This window comes from Streptomyces sp. NPDC041940 (genome assembly GCF_055589465.1).
The window spans coordinates 21,059-44,619 of sequence record NZ_JBVJBP010000010.1 but is presented as its reverse complement, the minus strand read 5'-3'; the positions used below and the strand labels follow the sequence as shown (position 1 = coordinate 44,619).

Sequence of the window (23,561 nt, the reverse complement as noted above, 5' to 3'; positions counted from 1 at the left end):
GGAGGGCCTCCCGTCCCATGCCCGAAGCCACCGAAGTCCTGATCGTGGGTGCCGGTCCCACCGGTCTGATGCTCGCCGGAGACCTCGCCGCGGTGGGTGTCTCCGTCACCGTGCTCGAGCGCCGCACCGAGAGGTCGCGACTGACCCGCGCCTTCGCGGTCCACGCCCGGACGCTCGAACTGCTGGACGCCCGGGGCATCGCCGACGAACTCGTCGCCGGCGGTGTCCGGATCGGCAAGCTCCAGATGATCGGGGACGCGCAGCTCGATCTGAGGCGGCTGCCGAGCAGATTCCCCTACATGCTGCTGACCCCGCAGTACGCGACCGAGGCGGTGCTGGCGAAACGTGCCGAGTCGCTCGGTGCCGAGGTGGTGGCCGGGGCGGAGGTCACCGGCGTCGAGCAGGACGCCGACGGTGTGACCGTGACCGTGCGCCGGGCCGACGGCACCTCGGGGGCGCGGCGTGCCGCTTACCTGGTCGGCGCTGACGGCATGAACAGCGTCGTGCGCCGGGCACTGGGGTTCCCGTTCCCCGGCCGGGCCGCCCTGCGCTCGGTGATGCTCGCCGACGTCCGGCTGACCGTGCCGCAGGCGATGCCGGTGGCGAACGCGGTCCGCGAGGGGATCGCCTTCGTCTCCCCGCTGGGCGACGGCTGGCACCGGGTCGTCGCCTGGGACCGCGACAGGCAGCAGCCGGTCGAGGCTCCTCTCGATCTGGAGGAGGTGCGGACCATCACCCGCAAGGCCCTCGGGACCGACTACGGCATGCACGATCCGCGCTGGCTGTCCCGGTTCCAGACCGACGAGCGCCAGGTGCCGCGGTACCGGCTCGGGCGGGTACTGCTCGCGGGCGACGCCGCGCATGTGCACTCTCCGGCGGGCGGGCAGGGCATGAACACCGGTCTGCAGGACGCCGCCAATCTCGCCTGGCGGCTGGCGGCGGTCGTGCGTGGCTGGGCGCCGGAGGGACTGCTCGACGGGTATCAGGCCGAGCGGCACCCGATCGGCCGGGAAGTGATCCGGGACAGCGGCAGGATGATGCGGCTGGCGCTGATCCATTCGCCCGTGCCGAGCACCGCCATGAACCTGCTCTCGCGCGCCGCCGCCGCGATCCCTCCGGTCGCCGACCGCCTGGCGGCCAAGGCGACGGGTATCGCCATCTCCTACCCGGCCCCCTCCGGCACCCACCCCAGCACCGGCCGCCGCGCTCCCGACCTGGAACTCGCCCAGAGCACCGGCACCGGCTCCGCGACGCGGCTGTACGAGGCCCTGCGCGCCTGCCGTTTCGTGCTCGTCAGCCGGTTCCCCGAGGTGACGGGCTGGGAGGACCGGACGATCACCGTCGCCCCGGCCGCCGGTTCCAAGGCCCCGGCCGTCCTGCTGGTCCGCCCGGACGGCTACATAGCCTGGGCCGCGGACGACCACGACCACGACGCGCTGCTGACTGCCCTGACCACATGGCTCGGCCCTCGGCAGGACGCGGCATCGACGTGAACCACAACATGACTGAGCCCCTCTCCGATCACTACGGAGAGGGGCTCATGCCCTGAACGGGCTGCGGTGGCTGGGGCCGGGGTCGAACCGGCGACCTTCCGCTTTTCAGGCGGACGCTCGTACCAACTGAGCTACCCAGCCACGAGGTTTCACGTGAAACCTCAGCGGTCCTGACGGGATTTGAACCCGCGGCCTCCACCTTGACAGGGTGGCGAGCACTCCAAACTGCTCCACAGGACCAAGCGTCGTACGACAGTGTCGCACAGGGTGGTGCGTGCCCCCAACGGGATTCGAACCCGAAGTCGTTATCCTCCTGACCTGCGATTCTGCAGCAGAACCGGGATGAACACCCCCGTTTCCATCTCTCTGAATCCGGCTTGGTCCGGCTCGACCCCGATGCCCGTGCTGACATGCCAGCACGGGCATCGGCGCAATTGCACGCGCAATGCAAGCAGGTCAGGCGGGGCTGTTCTCCGGTTCAGGGCGGGGCAGCTTGTACAGGTCCCGGGTGTAGGTCCGCCCGTCGGCCGCCCTCAACGACACTGCCCAGCTGACACAGCGAAGGCTGCCCCCGCGCGGACTGCTCCAAGACTCATTCGGCCGGGCATGAGGTGACGACCAAGGTCGTCCCCTCCAGCGGGCTCCCCACAGCCGTCTGAGCCCATTCCTTGAGTACTCCCGGCTCCGCAGAGACCCTGGACAGCAACCCGGTTACCTCTTCGGCAGTCGGAGGCGCGGGCAGCACGCACCTGAGGAGGTGTTCACCGGTGGCACTGCTGTACTCCTCACCCCCATTCTCCTCAGGATCATCGGGCACCCACCGGCACACATCGACGTGCCAGGCGTCCATGCCCTCATCACTGAGATCCGGTGCGGAGACCGTCAGAAAGTGGTGATCCGCGTCGTACGGTTCGGCAAAGATCTCGGGGTACTCAAGCGAGAACATACCGTCGTCCACCTGCGCGGCCGACCACTGGTCGAAGGCGGTGACCAGCAGTCGCAAGTCCGAAACAGCCGCCTCCCGCTTCTCGGGGGTGACGCCTTCCTCAAGACGGTCCAATTCCTTCCGCGCTTCACGCGTCAGGAGGTGCATACCGCCGTTGTACGGAACGAACGGGAATCCGGAATCCCAGGAACGCTGGTTCTGTTCAGGCACAGGGACTGCCTCCGAGTACTCGGCGAGCGCATCCCGCAGCTCACGTTCCTCTGTCTCCAGCTCCGCCTCGATCGCGTTCCGGATCGGTGCGGGTACGGCCGCGATCGCATCGTCCAGGTCGGCCAGTGCCTGGTGAAGGTCCCAGCAGACCCACTCGTACCAGAGACTGTGCGCTCCGCTAAGGAGCTCAGCACGCGCCGCCCGGTCGGTGAGCGCCGCCAGATGATCGGTGGGATATCGAGCCGCTCGCCTACCTCGCTCGTCAAAGAGGCCCAGGGGGACTGTGGCAAGGGCGGAGATCCGATTGAGCGCGTCGACGATCGGTGCCGCAAGCCCTGCAGAGCCCAGGCTCGTCACGGTGGACGACACAGCGTCGTCCTCACGCTGGTAGACCGCCAGGATCTGCGTCTTCCCGCGATTCGTGTGTTGACAGTAGATAGTCATGCAGACGCCTTTCGGCCGCCGGAGCGCTGGCATCCCGGCGGCAACGGAAGCGAACACGGAAAGAGGCGGTGGCGAGGGCGCGTTCCGACGCTCCATGCCTCGAAGAGATCAGCGGTGGTTCAGGTCCTATCCCGAACTCCTTGCTCCCGGGCAGGTTATCCACACCACGCCACCCGCGACAATCCCTGAGGCAGCACCTCACCGAATCCGCAGAGTCCATCCTGCGTGCACGTGTGCGCGGCAAGAAGGCTCTCGAACCAGCGTTCTCTCGGACCGAAAGAGCCTTTTCCGGACCTGAGCCGGTCCTCAACGCCGATGGCGTACGTGCACCCCGCGAAGACGATGTGCGTCATCCCTCCTGCGCCACGTGCTCACCTACCGGGCAAACCGTGACGTCGTACGGACGGGCGAGATGCTCGGTGATGAAGGCTTCGTTCGCACCCCATTCCGGACGCAGGCGGCGAGCGAGGACCAGCCCCGTCACGTGCAGTGCGCCGGCCTGTCGCAGAGCCGCTGCGGCGGATTGGAAGTGGCTGCCAGTCACCCAGGTGTCGTCGAAGAGCACGACATGACAACCACGGACCACGCCGCCGTGGCTCACGGCGAAGTAGTCGGGCCGGAACGCCCTCCGCTGATCACGATCTCCCCGCTCCACAGTCGACGCAGACAGCGGGACGGCAGGGACACCCGGCAGTAAATAGCTCACGAGGGCTTCAATCGGGTGCGGCGACGGCCGGCCACTGAGCGAGGGCACCGCCGCGAAAGCGTCGATCGGACCCAGGTGCCCGGCGTCCAGGCAAGCACGGTGCATCAGACCGAAATGCGCGGCCAACCCTGCCACCCGCATCCACGACGGATTCGTCGGACCGGGCGAAGCGGCCTTGTAGCGGTGCATGTCCCAGTCGGACTGGCGGCCCGCGACCGAGTACGCGGCGAAGACGACGCGGTCCGCCGCCTGCGTCCTGAGCGCCGCTGCTTGTCGGCTGTGGGCCGAGCAGGTGGCGCACCGCAGGCCACCGCCCGCTTGGGGTTCGGCGCACACCTCGCAGATGCCGCGGCCGGATCGGACCGGGGCCAGAAAGTGATCGACGAACCGGGTGCGGGAGATGATCTCGGTGGCGCGCGCACCCTGCCCACCCCTCGGATCGGTTGTCACGGCAGATCGACGAGATCCCGCAGCAGACGGTCGACGTCCAGGGGACGGCGCACGATGTCGTCCAGCAGGCCCAGAACGCCGTCCACATCGTCAGCGACATGGACGTCCGGGCGGTCGAGCAGCTCACGCGCCCAGTCGTTCCCGTCGAGGACGGAGCGCAGCAAGATCACCGGACGGCCGTGCTCGACGGCCTTGCGAGCCTGAATACGGGTGCCGCTCCGCGGACCAGCCGCCACGATCACCGTGGCCAGGCAGTACGCCGACATCGTGCCGTTCCGACGCGGAAAGGTCGTCTTGGACGGCGGGGTGCCCGGCCAGAACGGGGAGAGCACCAGACCTGAGGAGACGACCTGGCGGTGCAGGGCGAGATTCTCCGGCGGATAGGCGTGGTAGACGCCGGTGCCAATCACACCGACCGCCCGACCGCCTGCCTCCAGCGCAGCCACCGTCGCCGCCGTGTCGATCCCCGACGCAAGCCCGGACACCACGCTCAAACCCCGCGCGACAAGGCCGCGCGCGATGACGGCAGCATCAGCGAGGGCCTGCGGCGAGGCGCTGCGCGAGCCGACCACCGCCACCCCTGCATCGTCAGGCCGTACTGCACCGCGGGTGAAGACCAGCCCGGGTGCATCAAAGGCGCTGCTCAGCTGGTGCGGGTAGTCCGGCTCGGTCAGCACGTGCACCCCGATGCCTTGCGCCGCCCAGCGTTCCAGCTCGGCACGGGCAGCAGGCAAATCCTCGTCAGCGGTGCCGCCGAACAGTGAAGGCTGTTCCTCGCTCAGAAGCCGCCAGGCGCTGCCGGCGTCCATCACCTGCGCCACGGTCTCCCGCTCCTGCTTCTCCGTGCGGGCTCGCCGGAGCAGCACGACCATCGCCGCCCGCTCATCCCCCCAGCGCTCCTGCATACCCACGACGATACTGCCCGCCAGTGATAACGCCACGGCCTATCGCTCGGTCGGCCCGAGACACCCAGCCGGGATGCGGTGGGACGTGACGATCAGCCGGTCACCCACCGATCACCCCAGAACCGAAGTGTTCATCCGGTGAGGCCAAGGAGGCATGTGGCCTGGCCGGGCGCCTAGGGGATCCTTGTACCGCGTGCACTGTCACCCTGCTGTGTGCCTGACGGGTCGGCATGTGTCGCGCTCTGGAGGAGCACGGGTTCTGCGCGGGAGCGGGAGTGGTTCGGCAGCCCGGAACCACGGCAGACGGCGCTGACGTGTCAGCACCGGAAGTCTCTAGGGCCGAATTGCTATCAGGTCATTTTTTGCTGAGGCACACAACGAAAACGTCCCGGACGGAATGCTGCCCGGGACGATCTCACTCTGGTGGCTGGGGCCGGGATCGAACCGGCGACCTATCGCTTTTCAGGCGATCGCTCGTACCAACTGAGCTACCCAGCCACGCAGTTCACCAAGGTGATCTGCAAGCGGTCCTGACGGGATTTGAACCCGCGGCCTCCACCTTGACAGGGTGGCGAGCACTCCAAACTGCTCCACAGGACCATATTTACGTATGCGAACGAATCCGTGTACGTAAGGTTTTGCGTGCCCCCAACGGGATTCGAACCCGTGCTACCGCCTTGAAAGGGCGGCGTCCTAGGCCGCTAGACGATGAGGGCTATCGGCCCGCCTGCGCGCTTCTCAGCGCGTCGGGGACGTGAGAAGCATATGGGATGCCGGGACCTATCGCCAAAACGGTTTAGGGGGAGGCGGACGGGGTGCCCTCCGTGGGGGTGTTCGAGGGGCTCGGTGACGGGTTCGCGCCGGGCTGGTTCTCCTCCGGCAGATGGCGGCTGACCTCGGCCGTCGTGAGGCCGAGGCCGCCCAGTTCGATCTCGTCCCAGGCCTGGAGCAGGCGCGAGTCCCGGTCGAAGTACAGGATCGACGCCTCGATGGGGTCCGGATGCTTGCCCTCGATGGCGCGCAGGCCGCTGCCGCCGGTGGAGCCCTCGATGCGCAGTCGGGTGCCGTACTTCATGACCTCCGTCTCGTCGTGGTGGAGGTGACCGGCCAGGACGAGGGGGACCGCACCGTCGACCTCGCGGGCCGCCGCCGGTTCGTGGGCGACGGCGACGTCCACCGGGGTGCCGGCCGTGCGCTGGTCGCGCAGGGCCGTGGCCAGCCGGGCGCCCGCCAGCTCCTGGGACTGGGCGGCGCCGATCTGCTTCGAGCGGTCCGGCGTGTACTGCGGATCGCCGATGCCCGCGAACCGCAGGCCCTTGATCGTCTTCGCCCGGCCGTTGTCCAGGACATGGACGTTCTTCAGGTCCTTCAGATACTGCTGGGTGAGCATCGAGTCGTGGTTGCCGCGGACCCAGACGTAGGGGGCGCCGAGGTCCTCGATGGGGTCCAGGAAGCCGTTCTCGGCCGCCGTTCCGTGGTCCATGGTGTCGCCCGAGTCGACGATCACGTCCACCTTGTACTGCTCCACGAGCGAGGCGATGATCTTCCAGCTCGCCGGGTTGAGGTGGATGTCGGAGACGTGCAGGACCCGGATGGTGGAGGGGTCGGGCGCGTAGGCCGGGAGCGTCGAGGTGGCGTCGTAGAGCTTGGTCACGTTGGTGACCAGGCGGGCCAATTCCTTCTGGTAGACGTCGAATTCGGTGACGATGCTGCGCGCGTTGCCGACCAGGGAGGGGGCCGAGGTGAGCAGGCCGGAGAACTTGGGTTCCAGGACCGAGTCGGGGCGCCAGGTGGCGTAGGCCGTGCCGCCCGAGGCGGCGAGGAGGGTGAGGGCGAGGCCGCCGGCGGCCAGGGCGCGGCGGGGGCGGCGGTAGACCGCGAGGCCGAGGGCGGTGGCGCCCGCGACGACGGCGACGCTCGATCGGACGGCCAGGTCGAGGGTGCCGCGGCCGACGTCCTCGGCGACCTCGTCCTGGAGGCCGGAGAGCCGTTCGGGGTGGTCGACCAAGGCCTGGGAGCGATCAGGGTCGAGCTGGTCGACGTTCACGTCGAGGCGGACGGGGGCGTTGTGGCTGTCCAGCGCCAGGGCGCCCAGCGGCGAGACGTTGATCTTGGTGCCGCCGGTGAAGGAGGGGCGCAAAGTCATGGTGGTGTTCATCGGGCCGACCGGGACCCGGACGTTGCCCACGACCAGCAGCCCCAGCCAGGCGCCGAGGAGGACGACGGCGACGAGTCCGACCGCGCGGGCCCACGGGTGCGGCTGCCTTACGAGCTCGATCGTGGTGGGCGCCTGGCGGGAGCGATAGCGGCGGGCCAGAGCGCGCGGGGGCTTGCGGATCGGGTTCAGGACACTCCGGACTGCGGCGGGGACGCGGGCCATTGATCCCGTATGCCCAAGTCCCGGGGCGGATATGCGACGCCGGATGGCTCTCGTACGGCCGGGTCGTGGCCGACAATGGGCCTGTGCTGGAGATGACGCGCGAGGAGTTCGAGGAACTGGTCGCCGAGGCGCTCGACCGGATCCCGCCGGAGCTGACGCGACTGATGGACAACGTCGCGGTGTTCGTCGAGGACGAACCGCCCGCGGACGATCCCGAGCTGCTCGGGCTCTACGAGGGGACTCCGCTGACCGACCGGGGGGAGTGGTACGCCGGTGTGCTGCCCGACCGGATCACGATCTACCGGAACCCGACCCTGCGGATGTGCGAGTCACGGGAGGACGTCGTCGCGGAGACGGAGGTCACCGTGGTGCACGAGATCGCCCACCACTTCGGCATCGACGACGAGCGCCTTCACGCCCTGGGCTACGGCTGAGCGTGATGTGAACGCGGGGCGCGTGTCCTCTTGCGGGCGGCGGGAGTTGAGGGTGTTGACTCCATCACCCTTCCCGGAGGTGGCCCCGTGCGCCCCTTGTACGTACCCGTCCGCCTGGCCGCCACGGTCGTGGCCGTCGCCGCCGCCGCCGGCTGCATGAGCGTCGGCGAAGACGGCGCGGGCGGGAGCGCCAAGCCCTCGCATTCCGCGGGGCAGCGCGCGGGGGAGGCGCCCGACGGCGGGTCGGCGGGGCCGGGCGGCGGCTCCGGCGTCGGCGCGGCGGCGGCCGACGGCAAGCACGGGCGCGGCAAGGGGAAGAAGGGCGCGAAGGGCGAGCGCGGCAAGCCCCGGGAGTCGGCGTCTGCCGAGGCTTCGCCGTCCGCCGCGGTGAGCGCGCCCGCGCCGGGAGGCGCCAAGCCGGGGCAGCCGGCCAAGCCGACGCCGAAGCCGCCGGCGCCGGCCACTCCCACCCGGACGGCCGAACCGGAGCCCACGCCGACACCGCCCGAGCCGCCGGCCTCGCAGGAGCCGACGACCTCGCCGGAGCCGACGCCCGAGCCGCCGGGGCCGCAGCTCGCCCAGCGGGAGCCGGCACCCGAGGCGGGGGCACCGGCGTAGCCCCCCCCGCTGTGAACCTCGTCGCGGCGGGAACATACTCTGGGGGTGTTCGGTTGACAGCCGACGGGAGGTTCTCCGGGCCACTGGCCTACAGAGAGCGTCCCTGCTGTCTCCTACGGAGTCCGGTTTGCCTTGCGGGGCCCGGAGTGCGTATGGTGGCAGATCGTTTGATCCCATTCTTGCCCGGCGCCACTACAGAGCGCGCCGTGTGGCGCGTACTCTCCCTTGCCGTGGTGGACCGCATTGAGGCGGTCGTATTGCGAATCGCGAATCACGGAGTTGACGGGCGCGTGCCGATCGAGACTCCGGAAGGTTTCGCATTCGCATGTCCATCGCCAGTACTGATCACGTCGTCGTGCCCGAGAACGAGGCAGCCGACACCACCCCCGAAGTGACCTTCGCCGACCTCGGTCTGCCCGAGGGCGTCGTGCGCAAGCTCGCACAGAACGGCGTGACCACCCCCTTCCCCATCCAGGCCGCGACCATTCCGGACGCCCTGGCCGGCAAGGACATCCTCGGCCGTGGCCGCACCGGCTCCGGCAAGACCCTCTCCTTCGGTCTGCCGACCCTGGCGACGCTCGCCGGCGGCCGCACCGAGAAGCACAAGCCGCGTGCCGTCATCCTCACGCCGACGCGTGAGCTCGCCATGCAGGTCGCCGACGCGCTCCAGCCCTACGGCGACGTCATGGGGCTGAAGATGAAGGTCGTCTGCGGCGGTACGTCGATGGGCAACCAGATCTACGCCCTGGAGCGGGGCGTCGACATCCTGGTCGCCACCCCGGGCCGGCTGCGCGACATCATCAACCGCGGCGCCTGCTCGCTGGAGAACGTGCAGATCGCCGTTCTCGACGAGGCCGACCAGATGTCCGACCTGGGCTTCCTGCCCGAGGTCACCGAGCTGCTCGACCAGGTTCCGGCGGGCGGCCAGCGCATGCTCTTCTCGGCCACGATGGAGAACGAGATCTCCACGCTGGTCAAGCGCTACCTGACCGACCCGGTCACGCACGAGGTCGACAGCGCCCAGGGCAACGTCACGACCATGTCGCACCACATCCTCATCGTGAAGCCCAAGGACAAGGCACCGGTCACCGCCGCGATCGCCTCCCGCAAGGGCCGCACGATCATCTTCGTCCGCACCCAGCTGGGCGCCGACCGTATCGCCGAGCAGCTCTGCGACTCCGGTGTGAAGGCCGACGCGCTGCACGGCGGTATGACGCAGGGCGCGCGTACCCGCGTGCTCGAGGACTTCAAGAAGGGCTACGTCAACGCGCTCGTCGCGACCGACGTGGCCGCCCGCGGTATCCACGTCGACGGCATCGACCTGGTGCTGAACGTGGACCCGGCCGGGGACCACAAGGACTACCTGCACCGTGCGGGCCGTACGGCGCGTGCGGGGCGTACGGGCACGGTCGTGTCCCTGTCCCTGCCGCACCAGCGGCGTCAGATCTTCCGGCTGATGGAGGACGCGGGCGTCGACGCCGGGCGTCACATCATCCAGGGCGGCGCGGCCTTCGACACGGAGGTCGCCGAGATCACCGGTGCCCGGTCGATGACCGAGGTCCAGGCCGAGTCCGTGGGCAACTCCGCGCAGCAGGCCGAGCGTGAGGTCGCGCAGCTCACCAAGGAGCTGGAGCGGGCGCAGCGGCGTGCGAACGAGCTGCGTGAGGAGTCCGACCGGCTGCTCGCGCGGGTCGCTCGTGAGCGCGGCGAGGAGCCCGCGGCCGTGGTCGCCGGCGAGTCCGCGGACGCCCCGGCGGTTGCCGAGGTGTCAGTGCCGGAGCAGCCGACCGCGCAGGACGTCGAGCGTACGGAGCGTGCCGAGTCCTCCCCGTCGTACGAGCGCCGGGAGCGTCGTGACGACCGGGGTGGCTTCAACCGGGACCGTGACCGTGGTGGCGACCGTGGTGGGCGTTCGTTCGACCGTGACCGCGGTGGTGACCGTGGTGGCCGTTCGTTCGAGCGTCGTGATGACCGGGGTGGCTTCAACCGGGATCGTGACCGTGGTGGCGACCGTGGTGGGCGTTCCTTTGACCGTGACCGCGGTGGTGACCGTGGTGGCCGTTCGTTCGAGCGTCGTGACGACCGGGGTGGCTTCAACCGGGACCGTGACCGTGGTGGCGACCGCGGTGGCCGTTCGTTCGACCGTGACCGCGGTGGTGACCGTGGTGGCCGTTCGTTCGAGCGTCGTGACGACCGGGGTGGCTTCAACCGCGACCGTGACCGTGGCGGCGACCGTCCGGGCTTCCGCCGCGACGAGCGCGGTGGGCACCGTGGCAGCGACCGTCCCTTCAACCGGGACCGCCGGGACGACCGTCCGGGCGGTAGCCCGGGCTACCGCTCCGGTGGGCACGACCGCCCGAACGGCCGTCGTGACGACCACCGCGGCGGCGGCTCCTTCGGCCGCCGCGAGGACAAGCCGCGCTGGAAGCGCAACGGCTGACGCCTAGCCGTGTGGAGCGCCGTGGCCCCCGCCCCGACGGGCGGACCACGGCGCTCTGCTTTCGGTCCACTACGGTGGTGGGTGACCGGCACGATCCGATACCCGATCGGAGACGCGCCGTCGTCCGGCTATGCTCGTGGGGGCAACATCACCCGGGCCCTTAGCTCAATTGGCAGAGCAGTGGACTTTTAATCCATTGGTTGTGGGTTCGAGTCCCACAGGGCCTACCGAAGAGCCCCAGTTCAGAGAGTCTCTGAACTGGGGCTCGAGTCGTTCTCGGGGCATCTCAGCCCGTCGTCAGCATGCCCGCCCGCAGCCGTGCCACCGTCCGGGAGATGAGGCGGGAGACGTGCATCTGGGAGATGCCGAGGCGGGCGCCGATGTCGGCCTGGGTGAGTTCTTCGACGAAGCGCAGGTGGAGGATGAGGCGCTGGCGTTCGTCGAGTTCGGCGAGCAGGGGAGCGAGGGCGTGGAAGTCCTCGACCAGTTCGAGGGCCGGGTCCTCCTCGCCGATGAACTCCGAGAGCGTCGCGTCGCTTTCGTCCGCGTCGCCGCCGACCGTCGCGTCGAGGGACGAGGAAAGGTAGCCGTTCGCCGCGACTTGGGCCTCGACGACCTGCTCCTCGGTGATGTTCATCAGGGCCGCGAGTTCGGCGACCCGGGGCGCGCGGCCGAGGCGGGAGGCCAGTTCCTCGGTGGCCTTGGCGAGTTCCGTACGAGCCTCCTGCAGCCGGCGCGGCACATGCACGGCCCAGGACGTGTCGCGGAAGAACCGCTTGATCTCGCCGACGATGTAGGGCACGGCGAAGCTGGTGAACTGCACCTCGCGGGAGACCTCGAAGCGGTCGATCGCCTTGATCAGCCCGATGATGCCGACCTGGACGACGTCCTCCATCGCCTGGCCGCTGCCGCGGAACCGGCGGGCCGCGAACCGCACCAGCGACGTGTTCATCTCGATGAGCGTGTTGCGCGCGTACTGGTATTCGGGAGTGCCCTCCTCCAGTACGGCGAGCCGCTCCAGGAACTGTCCGGTCAGCCCGCGCGCGTCCTGTGGGGCGAGCTTCTGCGGCTCGGCGATCCGGGGCAGCACCTCACTGGTCTCGATGCCGGAATCCGTCGTCGTGTCGATGCGCGTGGTCGCCGTCACAGGCCCTCCCTCGTAGTCCCGGCCCGCTCCCATCCCCCGACAGGCCACCTCCAGCGCCGCTACCCGCAGTCGCCCGGCTCATGCCCCGCATATGCCCGATCGAGACGTAGACCACAGTCTGCGCAGGTCGGAGCGGTGTCGGGGTAGCCGTAAAGGTGCTGTGACGGTACGGACAGGAGGGTGGGGCGGCGTGGTGGGGAGGTGTTCAGGCGGTCCGGGTGCCGGGCGGGCGGGAGTCGGCGAGGGCGTCGGAGTCGTCGTGTATGCGGGCGGCCGCCACGTCGCAGAACGCCTCGAGACCCTGCAGCAGCGCGACCCGCTTGGCCGCGGGCATCTGGTCGAGCACCTCGCGCAGCGCCTGCTCCCGTCGTACGCGCAGATCGGCGAGGAACGTACGGCCCCGGCCGCTGAGCCGCAGGCGTACCTCGCGCCGGTCCACCGGACTCACCACGCGCTCGACGAACCCGGTCGCCTGCAGCCGGTCGCACAGCCGGCTCGTCGAGGGCGGTGTGGAGGCCAGGGAGTCGGCGAGCGTGCGCAGGTTGATGCCCTCGTGGTGTTCGAGGATGAGCAGCACGCGCAACTGGGAGGCGGAGGCGGGTGCCGTCGAGGCCCGGCCCCAGAGGACTTCCAGCAACTCCGCGGCCGTGGAGGTCACACGTGCGACCTCTGGTGGCTCAGGGCGGGGTCGGAGGGAAGTCACAGTCACACTCTCGCAGGCACCGGGGTGGCCGTCAGCGTACTAGGCGCGCGGGGAGCCAGGGGTGACCCCGGTCGGGGTCACCGCCGCCCACCGCGTTCGGACCGCATGCAGACCGCATTCAGACCAAGGATTGGTGTGTCGACCCTCGTGACGACGATCGTGAACAGATTCGTGGCCGCCGAGCGCGCCCTGCGCACGGCGGCACCCCATCAGCTGCTGGACGCGGTCCGTCGCGTACTGACCGATCAGTACGCGGCGGACTCCGTCGAGCTTTTCCTGGCCGACTACGGACTGACGGTGCTTCAGCCGGTGTCGGTGCTGCCGCACACCCTCCAGCCGGTGTCCGTGCACAACAGCCCGGCGGGGCGGGCCTTCGGGGCGCAGGAACCGTATGTGGAAGCCCCGTCGAGTGACGTCGTACGCGCGCATCTGCCCGTCACCGTGCGCGGCGACCGGCTCGGTGTGCTGACCGTCGTCCTGCCGGGCGGCGAGCACGCCGACGGCTGCCTCGGCGAACTGGCGGAGATCGCCCAGGTGCTGGGGCACGAGGTCGTCGTGGCCGAGCGGGACACCGACCTGTACCTCCAGGCACGCCGCCGGGACCGCCTCACCCTGGCCGCCGAGATGCAGTGGCAGCTGCTGCCGGGCCGCTCCTGCTCCCGCCCCGAGTACGAGCTGGGCGCGCAGCTGGAACCGGCGTACGCGATCTTCGGCGACAACTTCGACTGGTCCGCCACGGCCGACCGGCTCAGCCTCTACGTCACCAACGGCATGGGCGAGGGCATCGAGGCCTCCCTGCTGACGAACCTGGCGATCAACGCCCTGCGCAACGCGCGCCGGGCCGGTCTCCCCCTCGCCGACCAGGCCGCCCTGGCCGACCAGGCGGTGTACGCGCACTACCGGGGCCGCTGCTACCTGTCCGTGCTCATGCTCGACTTCGACCTGGCCACCGGGCGGGTCCGGGCGGTGGACGCAGGGTCCCCGCGGCTGCTGCGGCTGCGCCGGGGTGCGGTGGAGAAGGTGGACTTCGACGCCCAGTTGCCGCTCGGCATGTTCGAGGAGACCGACTACGTGGCCCAGGAGTTCCGGGCCGAGCCCGGCGACCGGCTCGTCTTCGTCAGCGACGGGGTGTACGACGTCGCCTCCCCGGGCGGAGAGGCGTACGGCGACATCGCCCTGGCCCGGGCGATCCAGTCGACCCGGCTGCTCCCCGCCGCCGATGTGCCCCGGGCCGTCCTGCGCGAACTGAACGGCCATCGCGGCAGGCCCGTTGCCGACGACGACGCCCTGGTGGTGTGTCTGGACTGGCGTGGGCGATGAGGGACGGGGAAGGCGCAGGTCGGGGGCGACGGCGGGCAGTTGTTTGATGATGCCCACCGCCGGCACTAATGTTTGTCATACGGCAAGTAAAGGCTGAGGCGCCGTAGCGCGGCCTCGGTCCGGCCCGTGCAAGGGAGCGATGCAAGTGTCGGAGTCGGAACGGAACGCGGAACAGGAGCCGGTCCATTACCAGGTGAGCGCCTTCCTCGAACGGCGCCGGGAGCAGGTCGCCCAACGCTGGGCGGACGCCGCGCTGTTCCGCACGGTCTTCACCGTCTCACGGGACGAGGCCGTGGAGGCGGGCAGGTCCGTGGCCGCCGCGCTGGCGGCGGTGGCGGCCGCCGGGCGGACGGAGGACATCCGGGCGCCCGGATTCGAGCCGGTGCGCGACCAGTTGGGCCGGATGGCGGCCTCCCGCGCCCGTACGGGGCTCGACCCGGACGGAGTCGCCACCGAGGTGGCCGCCCTGCGCGAACCGGTGACCGAACTGCTGCGCGCCGAGTTCCCGGACCCGTACGCCCCAGAGGCCCAGGAAGCCGTGCTGGCCCTGACGGTGCTCATGGGCACGCTGCGCCTGGTCGTGATGGAGACTCTGGTCAGCGCGGGCGAGGAACTGATCGCACGGCAGCGCGAGCAGCTGCTCGAAGCGTCCACCCCGGTGATCAAACTCTGGGAGAGCACCGTCGCCGTGCCGCTGATCGGCACGCTGGACAGCGCGCGCAGCCAGGTCGTCATGGAGAGCCTGCTGGACGCGATCGTCGCCGAGCGCGCCCGGTTCGCCATCCTGGACATCACCGGCGTGCCCACGGTCGACTCGCTGGTCGCCCAGCATCTGATGAAGACGGTGGCGGCGGCCCGGCTGATGGGCGCCGAGTGCATCGTCTCCGGAATCCGGCCCGCGATCGCGCAGACCATCGTCCACCTGGGCATCGACCTCGGCACGGTGCTCACGCGCTCGAGCCTGGAGGACGCGCTGGCCTACGCGCTCAGCCGCCAGGGCGTCGAGATCGCGCCGCTCCGGTCGGCCGGCCCGGCGGCAGACACGGGCGTACGGTGAGCGGGTTCGGGCCGGCGGTGCCCGGACCGGCGGGGGGACACGCCTTCACGGTGCCGGTCCTCCAGCTGGGCGACACCCTGCTGGTCACCCTCCAGGGAGAGCTGCACGACGGGATGGCCGAGCAGCTCCAGCAGGACATCACGGGCCGGATCGCGCACTCGCGGGTGACCGGGGTGGTCATCGACATCTCGGGCGTCGACATGGTCGACTCCTTCCTGGGGCGGGTCCTCGCCGAGATCGCCGCCGGAGCCGGACTGCTGGCCGCCCGTACGGTGCTGGCCGGGATGCGCCCGGCGGTGGCGATCACCCTGGTCGAACTGGGGCTCACCCTGCCGGGGCTGCGTACGGCCCTGGACGTCGAACGCGCGATGGAGCTGCTCGCCGCCGGTGAGCCTCACAGTGAGGGGAGTCCCTGATGCAGGCCTCCCGCCATGCCGCGCCGACGAGCCTGCCGATCGGCTCGGACGCCGATCTGGCCTGGGTACGGCAGCAGGTCCGGCAGGCGGCCGCCGAGCTCGGTTTCGGGCTGGTGCAGCAGACCAAGCTCGTCACGGCGGCCAGCGAACTGGCCCGCAACACCCTCGTCCACGGCGGGGGCGGTCATGTGGAGATCACCCCGCTGGGCGTCGCGGCGTCGAGCGGACTGCGGCTGGCCTTCGTCGACACCGGGCCCGGCATCCGAGACCTCGACCAGGCGATGACCGACGGCTACACCAGCGGCGGCGGCCTCGGTCTCGGCATGAGCGGGTCCAAGCGGCTGGTCCACGAGTTCGAGGTGGACAGCCGGCCCGGCGAGGGGACCACCGTCACCGTCACCGCCTGGGCCACCGCCGTACCGCCGTCCCGGCCGGGGCCCTGATGAGCAGGGTGTGGGACGTGCCGGTGGACGACTCGACCCGGGTGCGGGACGTCCGGGTGGCGGCCGAGGAGGCCAGTGCCCGGGCCGGGCTTCCCGCGCCCCGTACCGCGACCGCCGCGCTGGTGGCGACGGAGCTGGCGACCAACCTGCTGCGGCACGCCGACGGCGGGCGCGTCGTCATCAACCTCGTCGAGCGAGGCGAGCGCGGCGAGCGAGGCGAGCGCGGCGGCGACGGCGCCCCGGAGACGTCCGTGCAGCTCGTCTCGCTCGATCACGGTCCCGGCATCCCGGACATCGCGGCGGCGATGCGCGACGGCTACTCCACCGCGTCCTCCCTGGGCGCCGGACTCGGCACGTGCCGGCGCATAGCGAACGACTTCGACCTGCACAGCGCTCCCGGCCGGGGCACCGTGGCCGTGGCCCGCATCGGCCATGAGCGGGCCGTCAAGGGGGGGCAGGGGTCGCGGCACCTGCCGGGCCCGCGCGTGGGCGGCGTCAACGTCCCCCTCGGCCGGGCCGAGCACTCCGGCGACGCGTGGAGCCGGGTGTACGACGGTGACCGCGTGACCCTGCTGCTCGCCGACGGGCTCGGCCACGGGCCCAAGGCCGCCGAGGCGTCCGGCGCCGCCGTGGCCGAACTGCGCGGGGTGGCCCATCTGCCGCCCGCCGAGATCCTGCGGCACCTGGGCAGGACCCTGCGGCCCACCCGGGGCGCGGCCGTCGCCGTGGCCCAACTCGATCTCTCGTCCGGGCAGTTGAGCTTCGCCGGGGTCGGCAACGTCGGTGGCCGGCTGCGCACCGACGGCACCTGGAAGCCGCTGCTGTCCCACCCCGGCATCGTGGGCGCGCAGGCCCCGGCGTCCGTGCCCGTGCAGCGCGTTCCGTGGCAGGAGGACAGCCTGCTCGTCCTGCACAGTGACGGTCTGCCCGGTCGCTGGACGCCGCCCGACGACCGCGTCCTCCTCGACTGCGACCCGGCGGTGGTGGCCGTGGCGGTGCTGCGGGACGCCGGGAGCGCGGCGCTGCCGGTGCGGGACGATACGTGTGTGGCGGTGCTGGGTGCCGGTGCCGGTGGCCGGTCCGGCTCAGGGGTCTGAGTCGCCTTCCGCCGCCCTCACTGGCCGTCAGTTCCGTCAGGGTGCGGTACGACCGCGTCCCGTGCCGCCAGAAAACCCAGCAACCCCCGGCTCAGCGCCGCCCGTTCCGCCGGTTCCATCGCCGCCAGCGCCGTGGCCAGGGCCTCGGTCCGGCGGCCTGCGACATCCTTCAGGACGTGCCTGCCGTGCGGGGTGAGCCACAGCTGTACCTCGCGGCGGGTGCCCGGGTGCGGGGCCCGTTCCAGCAGGCCGGCCGCCGCGAGCCGGTCGCAGAGCCGGCTGGCCGTGGGGAGGCCGATGTCCAGCTCGTCCGCCAGGGCCGTGACATTCAGGCCGGCTGCCGCCTCCACGGTGCGCAGCGCGCGCAGCTGATGCGGGGACAGGCGCAGGGACGCCTCCTGGGCGGCCACCGACCACAGGGCCGTCAGACTGTCCACGGCATCGGCGACCTGTGACGCGACGGCCTCCGGGCCGTCGCCCGGTCCCCTCGCCCGGGGGTCGCCGGGGGCACCGAGATCGGTCACGAAACGTCACTTTCCATAAGCTCCGGGTCCTGCGGAGATCACCCTCTCTCAAAGGCTGTACCCGATGAGCCGAGGGACAAGCAGCCCCGTTCAGCGCCGTCCCGGCCGGACCTCGTTCAGCCGGCGCTGAGTTCCGTCAGCGCGGCCAGCGGCAGCGTGTGCTGGGTCTGGAGGACCTTGGCGCGCAGGTAGCGGACGTTGTGCGCGGTGGTGAAGACGCCCGTGGGGACCCGGTCGCGGACGTCGACGCCCAGGGTGCGCAACTGGTCCGCCTTGTCGGGGTTGTTGGAGAGCAGGTCCAGTTCCTCGATGCCCAGGGCCTTCAGCATCTGGGCCGCCGCCGTGTAGTCGCGGGCGTCCTCCGGCAGCCCGAGCGCCGCGTTCGCCTCGTACGTGTCGAGGCCCTCGTCCTGGAGGGCGTACGCGTCGAGCTTGTTGTAGAGGCCGATGCCCCGGCCCTCCTGGCGGAGGTAGAGGAGCACGCCGCCGCGGTCGGCTATGCGCTCGACCGCCTCGCGCAGCTGCGGACCGCAGTCGCAGCGGGCCGAGCCGAACACGTCCCCGGTCAGGCACTCGGAGTGCAGTCGCACCAGCGGGACCGGGCCCGGCTCGCCCAGGACGACGGCCACGTGTTCCTGCTGGTCGGTCAGCCCGTGGAAGGTGACGAGTTCGGCGTCGACCTGGTAGCCGTCGTGGAAGCGAAGCGGCACCCGGACGCGGGAGCGCGGGGTGGCGAGGGCGGCGGGGGTGTCGGGCATGCGGGGCCTCCGGGTTCCGTTCCTGTTCGGCTGCACAGCCGTCTGCTTCAGATTTGAAGCAGATCCACGGTTCGGAACACTACCCTTGCTTTAAATTTGAAGCAACGAGGTTCGGTCTCCTGTGACGTGCCTCACTCAAGTGCGCTACGGGGTCACTGGGAGCCGCCTCACGAACAGGCCGTTGAGGACCTCCGCCGCCACGGCACGTCGTCCGACGTCGAACGTGCCCCGTCCTCCTGGAGCCCCTGCGCGATCGCCGCGGAGATCTCCTCCAGCTGCGCCACCTGCTCCTCGCTGAGCCGGTCGAACACGAAGCTCCGCACGGTCTCGACATGCCCGGGCGCCGCACGCTCCAGTACGGCGAACCCCGCCTCGGTCAGTGCGGCGATGCTGCCCCGCTTGTCGTACCGGCAGGCCTCGCGCCGCAGCATGCCGTCCTTCTCCAGCCGCGTCACCGCGTACGTCAGGCGGCTGCGCGTGATCTTCAGCCGCTCGGCGAGATCGGTCATGCGCAGGCGCTGTTCGGGGGACTCCGACAGGACGGACAGGATGGAGTAGTAAAGGTGCGGCATGCCGGCGTCCTGCTGGAGCTGCCGGTCGATCGCGTCCTCCAGGAGCAGCGAGGAGGCGATGTACGCGCGCCAGGCGCGTTGCTCCTCGGGGGTGAGCCAGCGAGTCGTCATGCCGCCAGTGTAGGTTTGTTTCAAACTTGAACCAAGACCCGGCGGGCCAGGCCTCAGGTCTCCCCGGTCCGCCGTCCCACCCGACCGGGGAGCGTCGATGCCTCACCCGTACGTCCTGCTGTCCGCCGCCGTCTCCCTCGACGGCTACCTGGACGACACCGGGCCCGAACGCCTGCTGCTGTCCGGCCCGGCCGACTTCGACCGGGTCGACGAGGTCCGGGCGTCCGTCGACGCGATCCTGGTCGGCGCCGGCACCATCCGCGCCGACAACCCGCGCCTGCTGGTCAACTCGGAAGAGCGCCGCGCCGCCCGCACGGCTGCAGGCCGACCGGAATACCCCCTCAAGGTCACCGTCAGCGGTACCGGCGAACTCGACCCGGAGGCCCACTTCTGGCACACCGGCGGCGAGAAGGTCCTCTACACGACCGACCAGGGCGCCGAGCGGGCCCGGGCCCTCGGCCTCGCCACCGACGTGGTCCCCCTCGGCACCGACCTCGACTGGCGGCGGCTCCTCACCCACCTGCATGACGTGCGGGGTGTGCGACGGCTCATGGTCGAGGGAGGTGGCCTGATTCACACCCAGCTCCTCACCCAGGGCCTCGCCGACGAACTCCAGCTGGTCCTCGCCCCGCTCTTCGTCGGCGATCCGAAGGCCCCCCGCCTCTTCGGGCCCGGCGGCTACCAGGGCGGCCGGCTCCGGCTGCTGGAGACACGGCGGATCGAGGACGTGGTCCTCATGCGCTATGAACCCACCGCCCCGGGCACCGGCCCCCTCGCCACCGCGGCCGACCATCACTGGCTGGCCCTCGCCTGCGAACTGGCGGACCTCTGCCCGCCGTCGGACACGGCGTTCAGCGTGGGCGCGGTGGTGGTCGCGGCCGACGGCACGGAACTGGCCCGCGGCCACTCCCGCGAGGGCGGCGACCCTCTCGCGCACGCCGAGGAGGCGGCCCTGGCGAAGCTCGACCCGTCCGACCCGCGCCTCGCCACCGCAACGGTGTACAGCAGCCTGGAGCCCTGCGCCCGCCGTGCCTCCCGCCCCGCACCCTGTGCCCGGCTGGTCCTCGACGCGGGCGTCCGCCGCGTGGTCACCGCCTGGCGGGAGCCGGACACCTTCGTCCGGGACGCCGACGGCAGCGGGGTTCTGGCGGCCGGTGGCGCGGAGGTCGTCGTCCTCCCGGAACACGAGCGGCGGGCCAAGGCCCCCAACCGCCATCTGCTGTAGCGGGCGGGTGGTCACGAGTGGTCCCGCGGATGGCGTACACTGGAATCACAACGACGCGGGGTGGAGCAGCTCGGTAGCTCGCTGGGCTCATAACCCAGAGGTCGCAGGTTCAAATCCTGTCCCCGCTACTGAAGGCCGAGGGCCGGAATCCGAAAGGGTTCCGGCCCTCGGTGTTTTCCGGTTCGCGCACCCCCGTTACTGCCAGTGAGTGAAGCGCGCCGCTCCGCATAGCAACTGACACGTCGTCAATACCCCGTAGTCACTTACGGAGCGGTCAACTCGCCCGATTTAAGCCGGTCATGGCAGGTAAGTCCGCACGAAAAAGGTTAATGATCAAGTGGAATCGCTGGAATCCACTCCCCGGGTCTATTAACGTTCGATAACGCAGCGCGGTCGTCCCAGCCGTCACAGAAGGCGGCTCCGTGCGCACGCGCCGAATCCCGAAAGGGAACCGGGGAACCACCACTTGGGGTGAATCGGGCGTAAACCGCCGTGGAAGCACGGTCGGTATACGCGCGTAGGAGACCTTCCTGCTCCGAACCCGTCAGCTAACCCGGTAGGCGAGAAGGAAGGAAAGGAGTACGCCCACGTGGCGTCCAACCGGCCTGCCCCCGCGGCCCCGTTCGCGCGGAACCAGCGCGACACCGAGACTTTCGGCTACGGCGGTCAGCGCACCGACGAGGGCCCGTTCCAGGAGTGGAACCCCACCGAGGAATCCATCCGTCCCGTCCGTGGCCGGCACCGCGTCACCAAGCAGCGCGGCGGAGGTCTCGCCCGCAGCTCCACCGTCCTGGGCGTCGGCGTCATAGCCGCCGTCGGCGCGGGCGGCATGGCCAGCGCCCAGACCGGCAAGCCGCCGGTCTCCATCTCCGTGCCGGACCTGCCCTCGGTGGGTTCCCTCATCTCGGACGACGACACCTCCGCGGGTTCCTCGACTCCGCTCAGCGGTCTCGGCACCGCCACGGCGGACGCGGACACCGAGGAGAACTCCTCCGGCGCCGGCGAGGCGCTGCGCGCCCGGATCATGGCCCAGGTCGAGTACCAGCAGGACCAGATCGACACCAAGGCAGCGCAGGACGCCGCCGACGCCGCCGAGAAGGCGGCCGCGGAAGCCGTGGCCAAGGCGAAGGAAGAAGCCAAGGCCAAGGCCGCCGAGGCCAAGAAGAAGGCGGAGGAGGCGGCCGAGAAGAAGGCCGAGGCCGAGCGGCTCGCCGCCCTGGCCAAGCAGTTCACGCTGCCGACCTCCTCGTACACGCTCACCTCGACCTTCGGCCAGGCCGGCGCCTACTGGTCCTCCGGCTACCACACGGGTCTCGACTTCGCCGCCCCCACGGGCACGCCGATCAAGGCGGTGCACAGCGGCACCATCACCGAGGCGGGCTGGAACGGCTCGTACGGCTACAAGACGGTCCTCACCCTCGATGACGGCACGGAGATCTGGTACGCGCACCAGTCCTCCATCGGCGTCAGCGTCGGCCAGAAGGTCAGCACGGGCGATGTCATCGGCCGTGTCGGTGCCACCGGCAACGTCACCGGCGCCCACCTGCACCTCGAGGTGCACTCCGGCGGCTCCAGCAGCGGGATCGACCCGACGGCGTGGCTGCGGGGCAAGGGACTGAACCCGTAAGCGGCACAAGCCAGTCGAAGCACCGGCAGCCCTGACGACGACCCCCCGACGTCAGGGCTGCCGGTTTTCGGTGTGCGCGGGGGTGTTTACAGGACCTTTGCGTCCGCTCCGGAATGAGCCGTTCCAGCACGGCTGTTGACGAGGAGCATGACTTCTCTTCGCAAGCTCGGCTCCTCCGGCCTCGAAATCTTCCCGCTCGCCCTCGGTGGCAACGTCTTCGGCTGGACCGCCGACGAGGCGCAGTCGTTCGCCGTGCTCGACGCGTACACCGCCGTCGGCGGCAACTTCGTCGACACCGCGGACGTCTACTCCGCGTGGGTCGACGGCAACCAGGGCGGCGAGTCCGAGACCGTCCTCGGCAAGTGGCTCGAGGCGCGCGGCAACCGTGCCGATGTCGTCGTCGCCACGAAGGTCAGCCAGCACCCCGAGTTCCAGGGCCTGTCCGCCGCCAACATCAAGGCCGCCGCCGACGCCTCGCTGCGCCGCCTGCGCACCGACTACATCGACCTCTACTACACCCACTTCGACCAGCCCGACGTGCCGGTGGAGGAGATCATCGGGGCGCTCGACGAGCTGGTGAAGGCCGGGAAGGTGCGGCACATAGCCGCCTCCAACATCTCGGCGGAGCGGCTGCGGGCCTCCCTGGAGTTCTCCGACCGCGAGGGCCTCGCCCGGTATGTCGCCCTCCAGCCCCACTACAACCTGGTCTCCCGCGACACCTACGAGGGCGAGCTCCAGGACCTCGCCGAGCGCTCCGGCCTGGCGGCCGTCCCGTACTACGCCCTCGCGTCCGGCTTCCTCACGGGCAAGTACCGGCCCGGTACGACCGTCGACAGCGCACGGGCCGGCGGCGCCGCCAAGCACCTGGAGACCGAGCGGGGCCGCCGGGTCCTCGCCGCCCTCGACGAGATCGCCGCGGCCCACGACGTCCCCGTCGCCACGGTCGCCCTGGCCTGGCTCGCCGCGCAGCCGACGGTGGCGGCGCCGATCGCGTCCGCCCGCACGGTGGAGCAGCTGCCGGCACTGGTCGGGGTCGGCGACCTCACCCTGACCGAGGCGGAGACCGCCCGCCTCACGGAGGCGTCGGCATGAGCGGTCCCCGGTGAGCACGCTCCCCGTCTGAACCACCACCAGGTGCGCAGCGCCCCGGCACGCACCGCCGCGACGGGCCAGGGCCTGCGCGGTGGGGCCTCGGCCGGGGCGCCCGGCCCGGGACCGGCGCCCGACCCGGCTTTCGTCGCCGACGGCTGCGGGCCTGACGGCAGTCGGCAGGCGCTGCCGTGAGCGGTCTGTGCTGTGGGGCTTCGGCCGGGGCGCCCGGCCCCGGGCCAGTGGCCGACCGGCGCCGGGCCGGCTCACAGCCACACCGGGCTGGTGGCGGCCCGGCATTCGTTGCCGACGGCTGCGGGCGGACCGCAATCGGCACGCGCCGCCGAGACCGGTCTGTGCTGTGGGGCTTCGGCCGGGGCGCCCGGCCCCGGGCCAGTGGCCGACCGGCGCCGGGCCGGCTCACAGCCACACCGGGCTGGTGGCGG

Annotated in this window: 21 protein-coding genes, 7 tRNA genes and 1 riboswitch; of the genes, 14 read left to right on the top strand and 14 right to left on the bottom strand. The window is 70.8% G+C overall.

Annotated elements, in window-relative coordinates; genetic code table 11:
* Window positions 1–17: 17 nt before the first annotated feature.
* Window positions 18–1,493 carry an FAD-dependent monooxygenase gene (locus ACZ6I3_RS18580; RefSeq protein ID WP_469415763.1) on the top strand — a complete coding sequence of 492 codons (1,476 nt, stop codon included), beginning with the start codon at window positions 18–20 and terminating at the stop codon, window positions 1,491–1,493.
* A gap of 67 nt (window positions 1,494–1,560) precedes the next feature.
* Here ACZ6I3_RS18580 and ACZ6I3_RS18575 read toward each other — a convergent pair.
* The 9 genes from ACZ6I3_RS18575 to ACZ6I3_RS18535 all read right to left on the bottom strand — a co-directional run bounded on the left by ACZ6I3_RS18575 (window position 1,561) and on the right by ACZ6I3_RS18535 (window position 7,534).
* Window positions 1,561–1,634 (bottom strand) — tRNA-Phe (locus ACZ6I3_RS18575).
* Between the two features lie 24 nt (window positions 1,635–1,658).
* Window positions 1,659–1,733 (bottom strand) — tRNA-Asp (locus tag ACZ6I3_RS18570).
* Window positions 1,734–2,085: 352 nt separating this feature from the next.
* Window positions 2,086–3,093, bottom strand: a complete 1,008-nt coding sequence (locus tag ACZ6I3_RS18565) for a hypothetical protein (RefSeq protein WP_469415762.1) — start codon at window positions 3,091–3,093, stop codon at window positions 2,086–2,088.
* A 349-nt stretch (window positions 3,094–3,442) separates the two neighbouring features.
* Window positions 3,443–4,249 (bottom strand): hypothetical protein, encoded by an 807-nt coding sequence (locus tag ACZ6I3_RS18560; protein ID WP_469415760.1) that lies wholly within the window; start codon window positions 4,247–4,249, stop codon window positions 3,443–3,445.
* The gene (locus tag ACZ6I3_RS18555; RefSeq protein ID WP_469415759.1) at window positions 4,246–5,154 is read right to left on the bottom strand and encodes a DNA-processing protein DprA; all 909 of its coding nucleotides are present in this window, start codon (window positions 5,152–5,154) and stop codon (window positions 4,246–4,248) included. Before ACZ6I3_RS18555 ends, ACZ6I3_RS18560 begins: the two co-directional genes overlap by 4 nt.
* A gap of 421 nt (window positions 5,155–5,575) precedes the next feature.
* Window positions 5,576–5,652 (bottom strand) — tRNA-Phe (locus tag ACZ6I3_RS18550).
* A gap of 27 nt (window positions 5,653–5,679) precedes the next feature.
* Window positions 5,680–5,754: transfer RNA gene (locus ACZ6I3_RS18545), tRNA-Asp, on the bottom strand.
* Window positions 5,755–5,797: 43 nt separating this feature from the next.
* Window positions 5,798–5,870, bottom strand: a tRNA-Glu gene (locus tag ACZ6I3_RS18540).
* Window positions 5,871–5,950: 80 nt separating this feature from the next.
* On the bottom strand, window positions 5,951–7,534 hold the full coding sequence (locus ACZ6I3_RS18535) for a metallophosphoesterase family protein (RefSeq protein WP_469415758.1): 1,584 nt from the start codon (window positions 7,532–7,534) through the stop codon (window positions 5,951–5,953).
* Window positions 7,535–7,617: 83 nt separating this feature from the next.
* Between ACZ6I3_RS18535 and ACZ6I3_RS18530 the strand changes: the two genes are divergently transcribed.
* The 4 genes from ACZ6I3_RS18530 to ACZ6I3_RS18515 all read left to right on the top strand — a co-directional run bounded on the left by ACZ6I3_RS18530 (window position 7,618) and on the right by ACZ6I3_RS18515 (window position 11,253).
* Entirely contained in the window at window positions 7,618–7,968 is a 351-nt protein-coding gene (locus tag ACZ6I3_RS18530; RefSeq protein WP_184593542.1) for a metallopeptidase family protein, read from the top strand.
* Between the two features lie 87 nt (window positions 7,969–8,055).
* On the top strand, window positions 8,056–8,586 hold the full coding sequence (locus ACZ6I3_RS18525; RefSeq protein ID WP_469415756.1) for a hypothetical protein: 531 nt from the start codon (window positions 8,056–8,058) through the stop codon (window positions 8,584–8,586).
* A gap of 325 nt (window positions 8,587–8,911) precedes the next feature.
* Window positions 8,912–11,026: a DEAD/DEAH box helicase gene (locus tag ACZ6I3_RS18520; protein WP_469415755.1), complete on the top strand. Its 2,115-nt coding sequence runs from the start codon at window positions 8,912–8,914 to the stop codon at window positions 11,024–11,026.
* 154 nt (window positions 11,027–11,180) lie between these two features.
* Window positions 11,181–11,253 (top strand) — tRNA-Lys (locus ACZ6I3_RS18515).
* Between the two features lie 59 nt (window positions 11,254–11,312).
* Here ACZ6I3_RS18515 and ACZ6I3_RS18510 read toward each other — a convergent pair.
* Window positions 11,313–12,173, bottom strand: a complete 861-nt coding sequence (locus ACZ6I3_RS18510; protein WP_469415753.1) for an RNA polymerase sigma factor SigF — start codon at window positions 12,171–12,173, stop codon at window positions 11,313–11,315.
* 205 nt (window positions 12,174–12,378) lie between these two features.
* A complete protein-coding gene (locus ACZ6I3_RS18505) occupies window positions 12,379–12,831 on the bottom strand; it encodes a MarR family transcriptional regulator (RefSeq protein ID WP_469415752.1) in 453 nt (150 codons plus the stop codon).
* 204 nt (window positions 12,832–13,035) lie between these two features.
* Between ACZ6I3_RS18505 and ACZ6I3_RS18500 the strand changes: the two genes are divergently transcribed.
* The 5 genes from ACZ6I3_RS18500 to ACZ6I3_RS18480 all read left to right on the top strand — a co-directional run bounded on the left by ACZ6I3_RS18500 (window position 13,036) and on the right by ACZ6I3_RS18480 (window position 17,209).
* The gene (locus tag ACZ6I3_RS18500) at window positions 13,036–14,196 is read left to right on the top strand and encodes a PP2C family protein-serine/threonine phosphatase (protein WP_469416018.1); all 1,161 of its coding nucleotides are present in this window, start codon (window positions 13,036–13,038) and stop codon (window positions 14,194–14,196) included.
* A gap of 139 nt (window positions 14,197–14,335) precedes the next feature.
* Window positions 14,336–15,253 carry an STAS domain-containing protein gene (locus tag ACZ6I3_RS18495; RefSeq protein ID WP_469415750.1) on the top strand — a complete coding sequence of 306 codons (918 nt, stop codon included), beginning with the start codon at window positions 14,336–14,338 and terminating at the stop codon, window positions 15,251–15,253.
* Window positions 15,250–15,669, top strand: coding sequence for an STAS domain-containing protein (locus ACZ6I3_RS18490; RefSeq protein WP_469415749.1), 420 nt, complete (start codon window positions 15,250–15,252; stop codon window positions 15,667–15,669). Before ACZ6I3_RS18495 ends, ACZ6I3_RS18490 begins: the two co-directional genes overlap by 4 nt.
* Complete coding sequence (locus tag ACZ6I3_RS18485) at window positions 15,669–16,112, top strand: anti-sigma regulatory factor (RefSeq protein ID WP_469415748.1); 444 nt, start codon at window positions 15,669–15,671, stop codon at window positions 16,110–16,112. The genes ACZ6I3_RS18490 and ACZ6I3_RS18485 overlap by 1 nt, the downstream gene beginning before the upstream one ends.
* Window positions 16,112–17,209 carry a SpoIIE family protein phosphatase gene (locus ACZ6I3_RS18480; RefSeq protein ID WP_469415746.1) on the top strand — a complete coding sequence of 366 codons (1,098 nt, stop codon included), beginning with the start codon at window positions 16,112–16,114 and terminating at the stop codon, window positions 17,207–17,209. The genes ACZ6I3_RS18485 and ACZ6I3_RS18480 overlap by 1 nt, the downstream gene beginning before the upstream one ends.
* 17 nt (window positions 17,210–17,226) lie before the next feature.
* On the opposite strand, the gene ACZ6I3_RS18475 is transcribed toward ACZ6I3_RS18480, so the two are convergent.
* From ACZ6I3_RS18475 to ACZ6I3_RS18465, 3 genes are all read right to left on the bottom strand, one after another.
* The gene (locus tag ACZ6I3_RS18475) at window positions 17,227–17,733 is read right to left on the bottom strand and encodes a MarR family winged helix-turn-helix transcriptional regulator (protein WP_469415744.1); all 507 of its coding nucleotides are present in this window, start codon (window positions 17,731–17,733) and stop codon (window positions 17,227–17,229) included.
* Between the two features lie 116 nt (window positions 17,734–17,849).
* A complete protein-coding gene (locus ACZ6I3_RS18470) occupies window positions 17,850–18,491 on the bottom strand; it encodes a GTP cyclohydrolase II (protein ID WP_469415742.1) in 642 nt (213 codons plus the stop codon).
* 167 nt (window positions 18,492–18,658) lie between these two features.
* Window positions 18,659–19,174 carry a MarR family winged helix-turn-helix transcriptional regulator gene (locus ACZ6I3_RS18465; RefSeq protein ID WP_469415740.1) on the bottom strand — a complete coding sequence of 172 codons (516 nt, stop codon included), beginning with the start codon at window positions 19,172–19,174 and terminating at the stop codon, window positions 18,659–18,661.
* 97 nt (window positions 19,175–19,271) lie between these two features.
* On the opposite strand from ACZ6I3_RS18465, the gene ACZ6I3_RS18460 reads away from it, so the two are divergent.
* The 4 genes from ACZ6I3_RS18460 (at window position 19,272) to ACZ6I3_RS18445 (ending at window position 23,118) form a co-directional block, all read left to right on the top strand.
* Complete coding sequence (locus ACZ6I3_RS18460; protein WP_469415739.1) at window positions 19,272–20,399, top strand: dihydrofolate reductase family protein; 1,128 nt, start codon at window positions 19,272–19,274, stop codon at window positions 20,397–20,399.
* A 54-nt stretch (window positions 20,400–20,453) separates the two neighbouring features.
* Window positions 20,454–20,527, top strand: a tRNA-Met gene (locus ACZ6I3_RS18455).
* A 293-nt stretch (window positions 20,528–20,820) separates the two neighbouring features.
* A riboswitch (cyclic di-AMP (ydaO/yuaA leader) is annotated at window positions 20,821–20,977 on the top strand.
* 11 nt (window positions 20,978–20,988) lie between these two features.
* Window positions 20,989–22,026, top strand: coding sequence for a M23 family metallopeptidase (locus tag ACZ6I3_RS18450; protein ID WP_469415738.1), 1,038 nt, complete (start codon window positions 20,989–20,991; stop codon window positions 22,024–22,026).
* A 147-nt stretch (window positions 22,027–22,173) separates the two neighbouring features.
* Window positions 22,174–23,118 (top strand): aldo/keto reductase, encoded by a 945-nt coding sequence (locus tag ACZ6I3_RS18445; RefSeq protein ID WP_469415737.1) that lies wholly within the window; start codon window positions 22,174–22,176, stop codon window positions 23,116–23,118.
* Window positions 23,119–23,561: the final 443 nt, after the last annotated feature.

Coding starts and splice junctions, on each gene's coding strand:
- ACZ6I3_RS18445 (WP_469415737.1), top strand. CDS start 22,174: ATGACTTCTCTTCGCAAGCTCGGCTCCTCCGGCCTCGAAATCTTCCCG.
- ACZ6I3_RS18535 (WP_469415758.1), bottom strand. CDS start 7,534: ATGGCCCGCGTCCCCGCCGCAGTCCGGAGTGTCCTGAACCCGATCCGC.
- ACZ6I3_RS18520 (WP_469415755.1), top strand. CDS start 8,912: ATGTCCATCGCCAGTACTGATCACGTCGTCGTGCCCGAGAACGAGGCA.
- ACZ6I3_RS18470 (WP_469415742.1), bottom strand. CDS start 18,491: ATGCCCGACACCCCCGCCGCCCTCGCCACCCCGCGCTCCCGCGTCCGG.
- ACZ6I3_RS18465 (WP_469415740.1), bottom strand. CDS start 19,174: ATGACGACTCGCTGGCTCACCCCCGAGGAGCAACGCGCCTGGCGCGCG.
- ACZ6I3_RS18485 (WP_469415748.1), top strand. CDS start 15,669: ATGCAGGCCTCCCGCCATGCCGCGCCGACGAGCCTGCCGATCGGCTCG.
- ACZ6I3_RS18555 (WP_469415759.1), bottom strand. CDS start 5,154: ATGCAGGAGCGCTGGGGGGATGAGCGGGCGGCGATGGTCGTGCTGCTC.
- ACZ6I3_RS18495 (WP_469415750.1), top strand. CDS start 14,336: ATGCAAGTGTCGGAGTCGGAACGGAACGCGGAACAGGAGCCGGTCCAT.
- ACZ6I3_RS18580 (WP_469415763.1), top strand. CDS start 18: ATGCCCGAAGCCACCGAAGTCCTGATCGTGGGTGCCGGTCCCACCGGT.
- ACZ6I3_RS18460 (WP_469415739.1), top strand. CDS start 19,272: ATGCCTCACCCGTACGTCCTGCTGTCCGCCGCCGTCTCCCTCGACGGC.
- ACZ6I3_RS18480 (WP_469415746.1), top strand. CDS start 16,112: ATGAGCAGGGTGTGGGACGTGCCGGTGGACGACTCGACCCGGGTGCGG.
- ACZ6I3_RS18565 (WP_469415762.1), bottom strand. CDS start 3,093: ATGACTATCTACTGTCAACACACGAATCGCGGGAAGACGCAGATCCTG.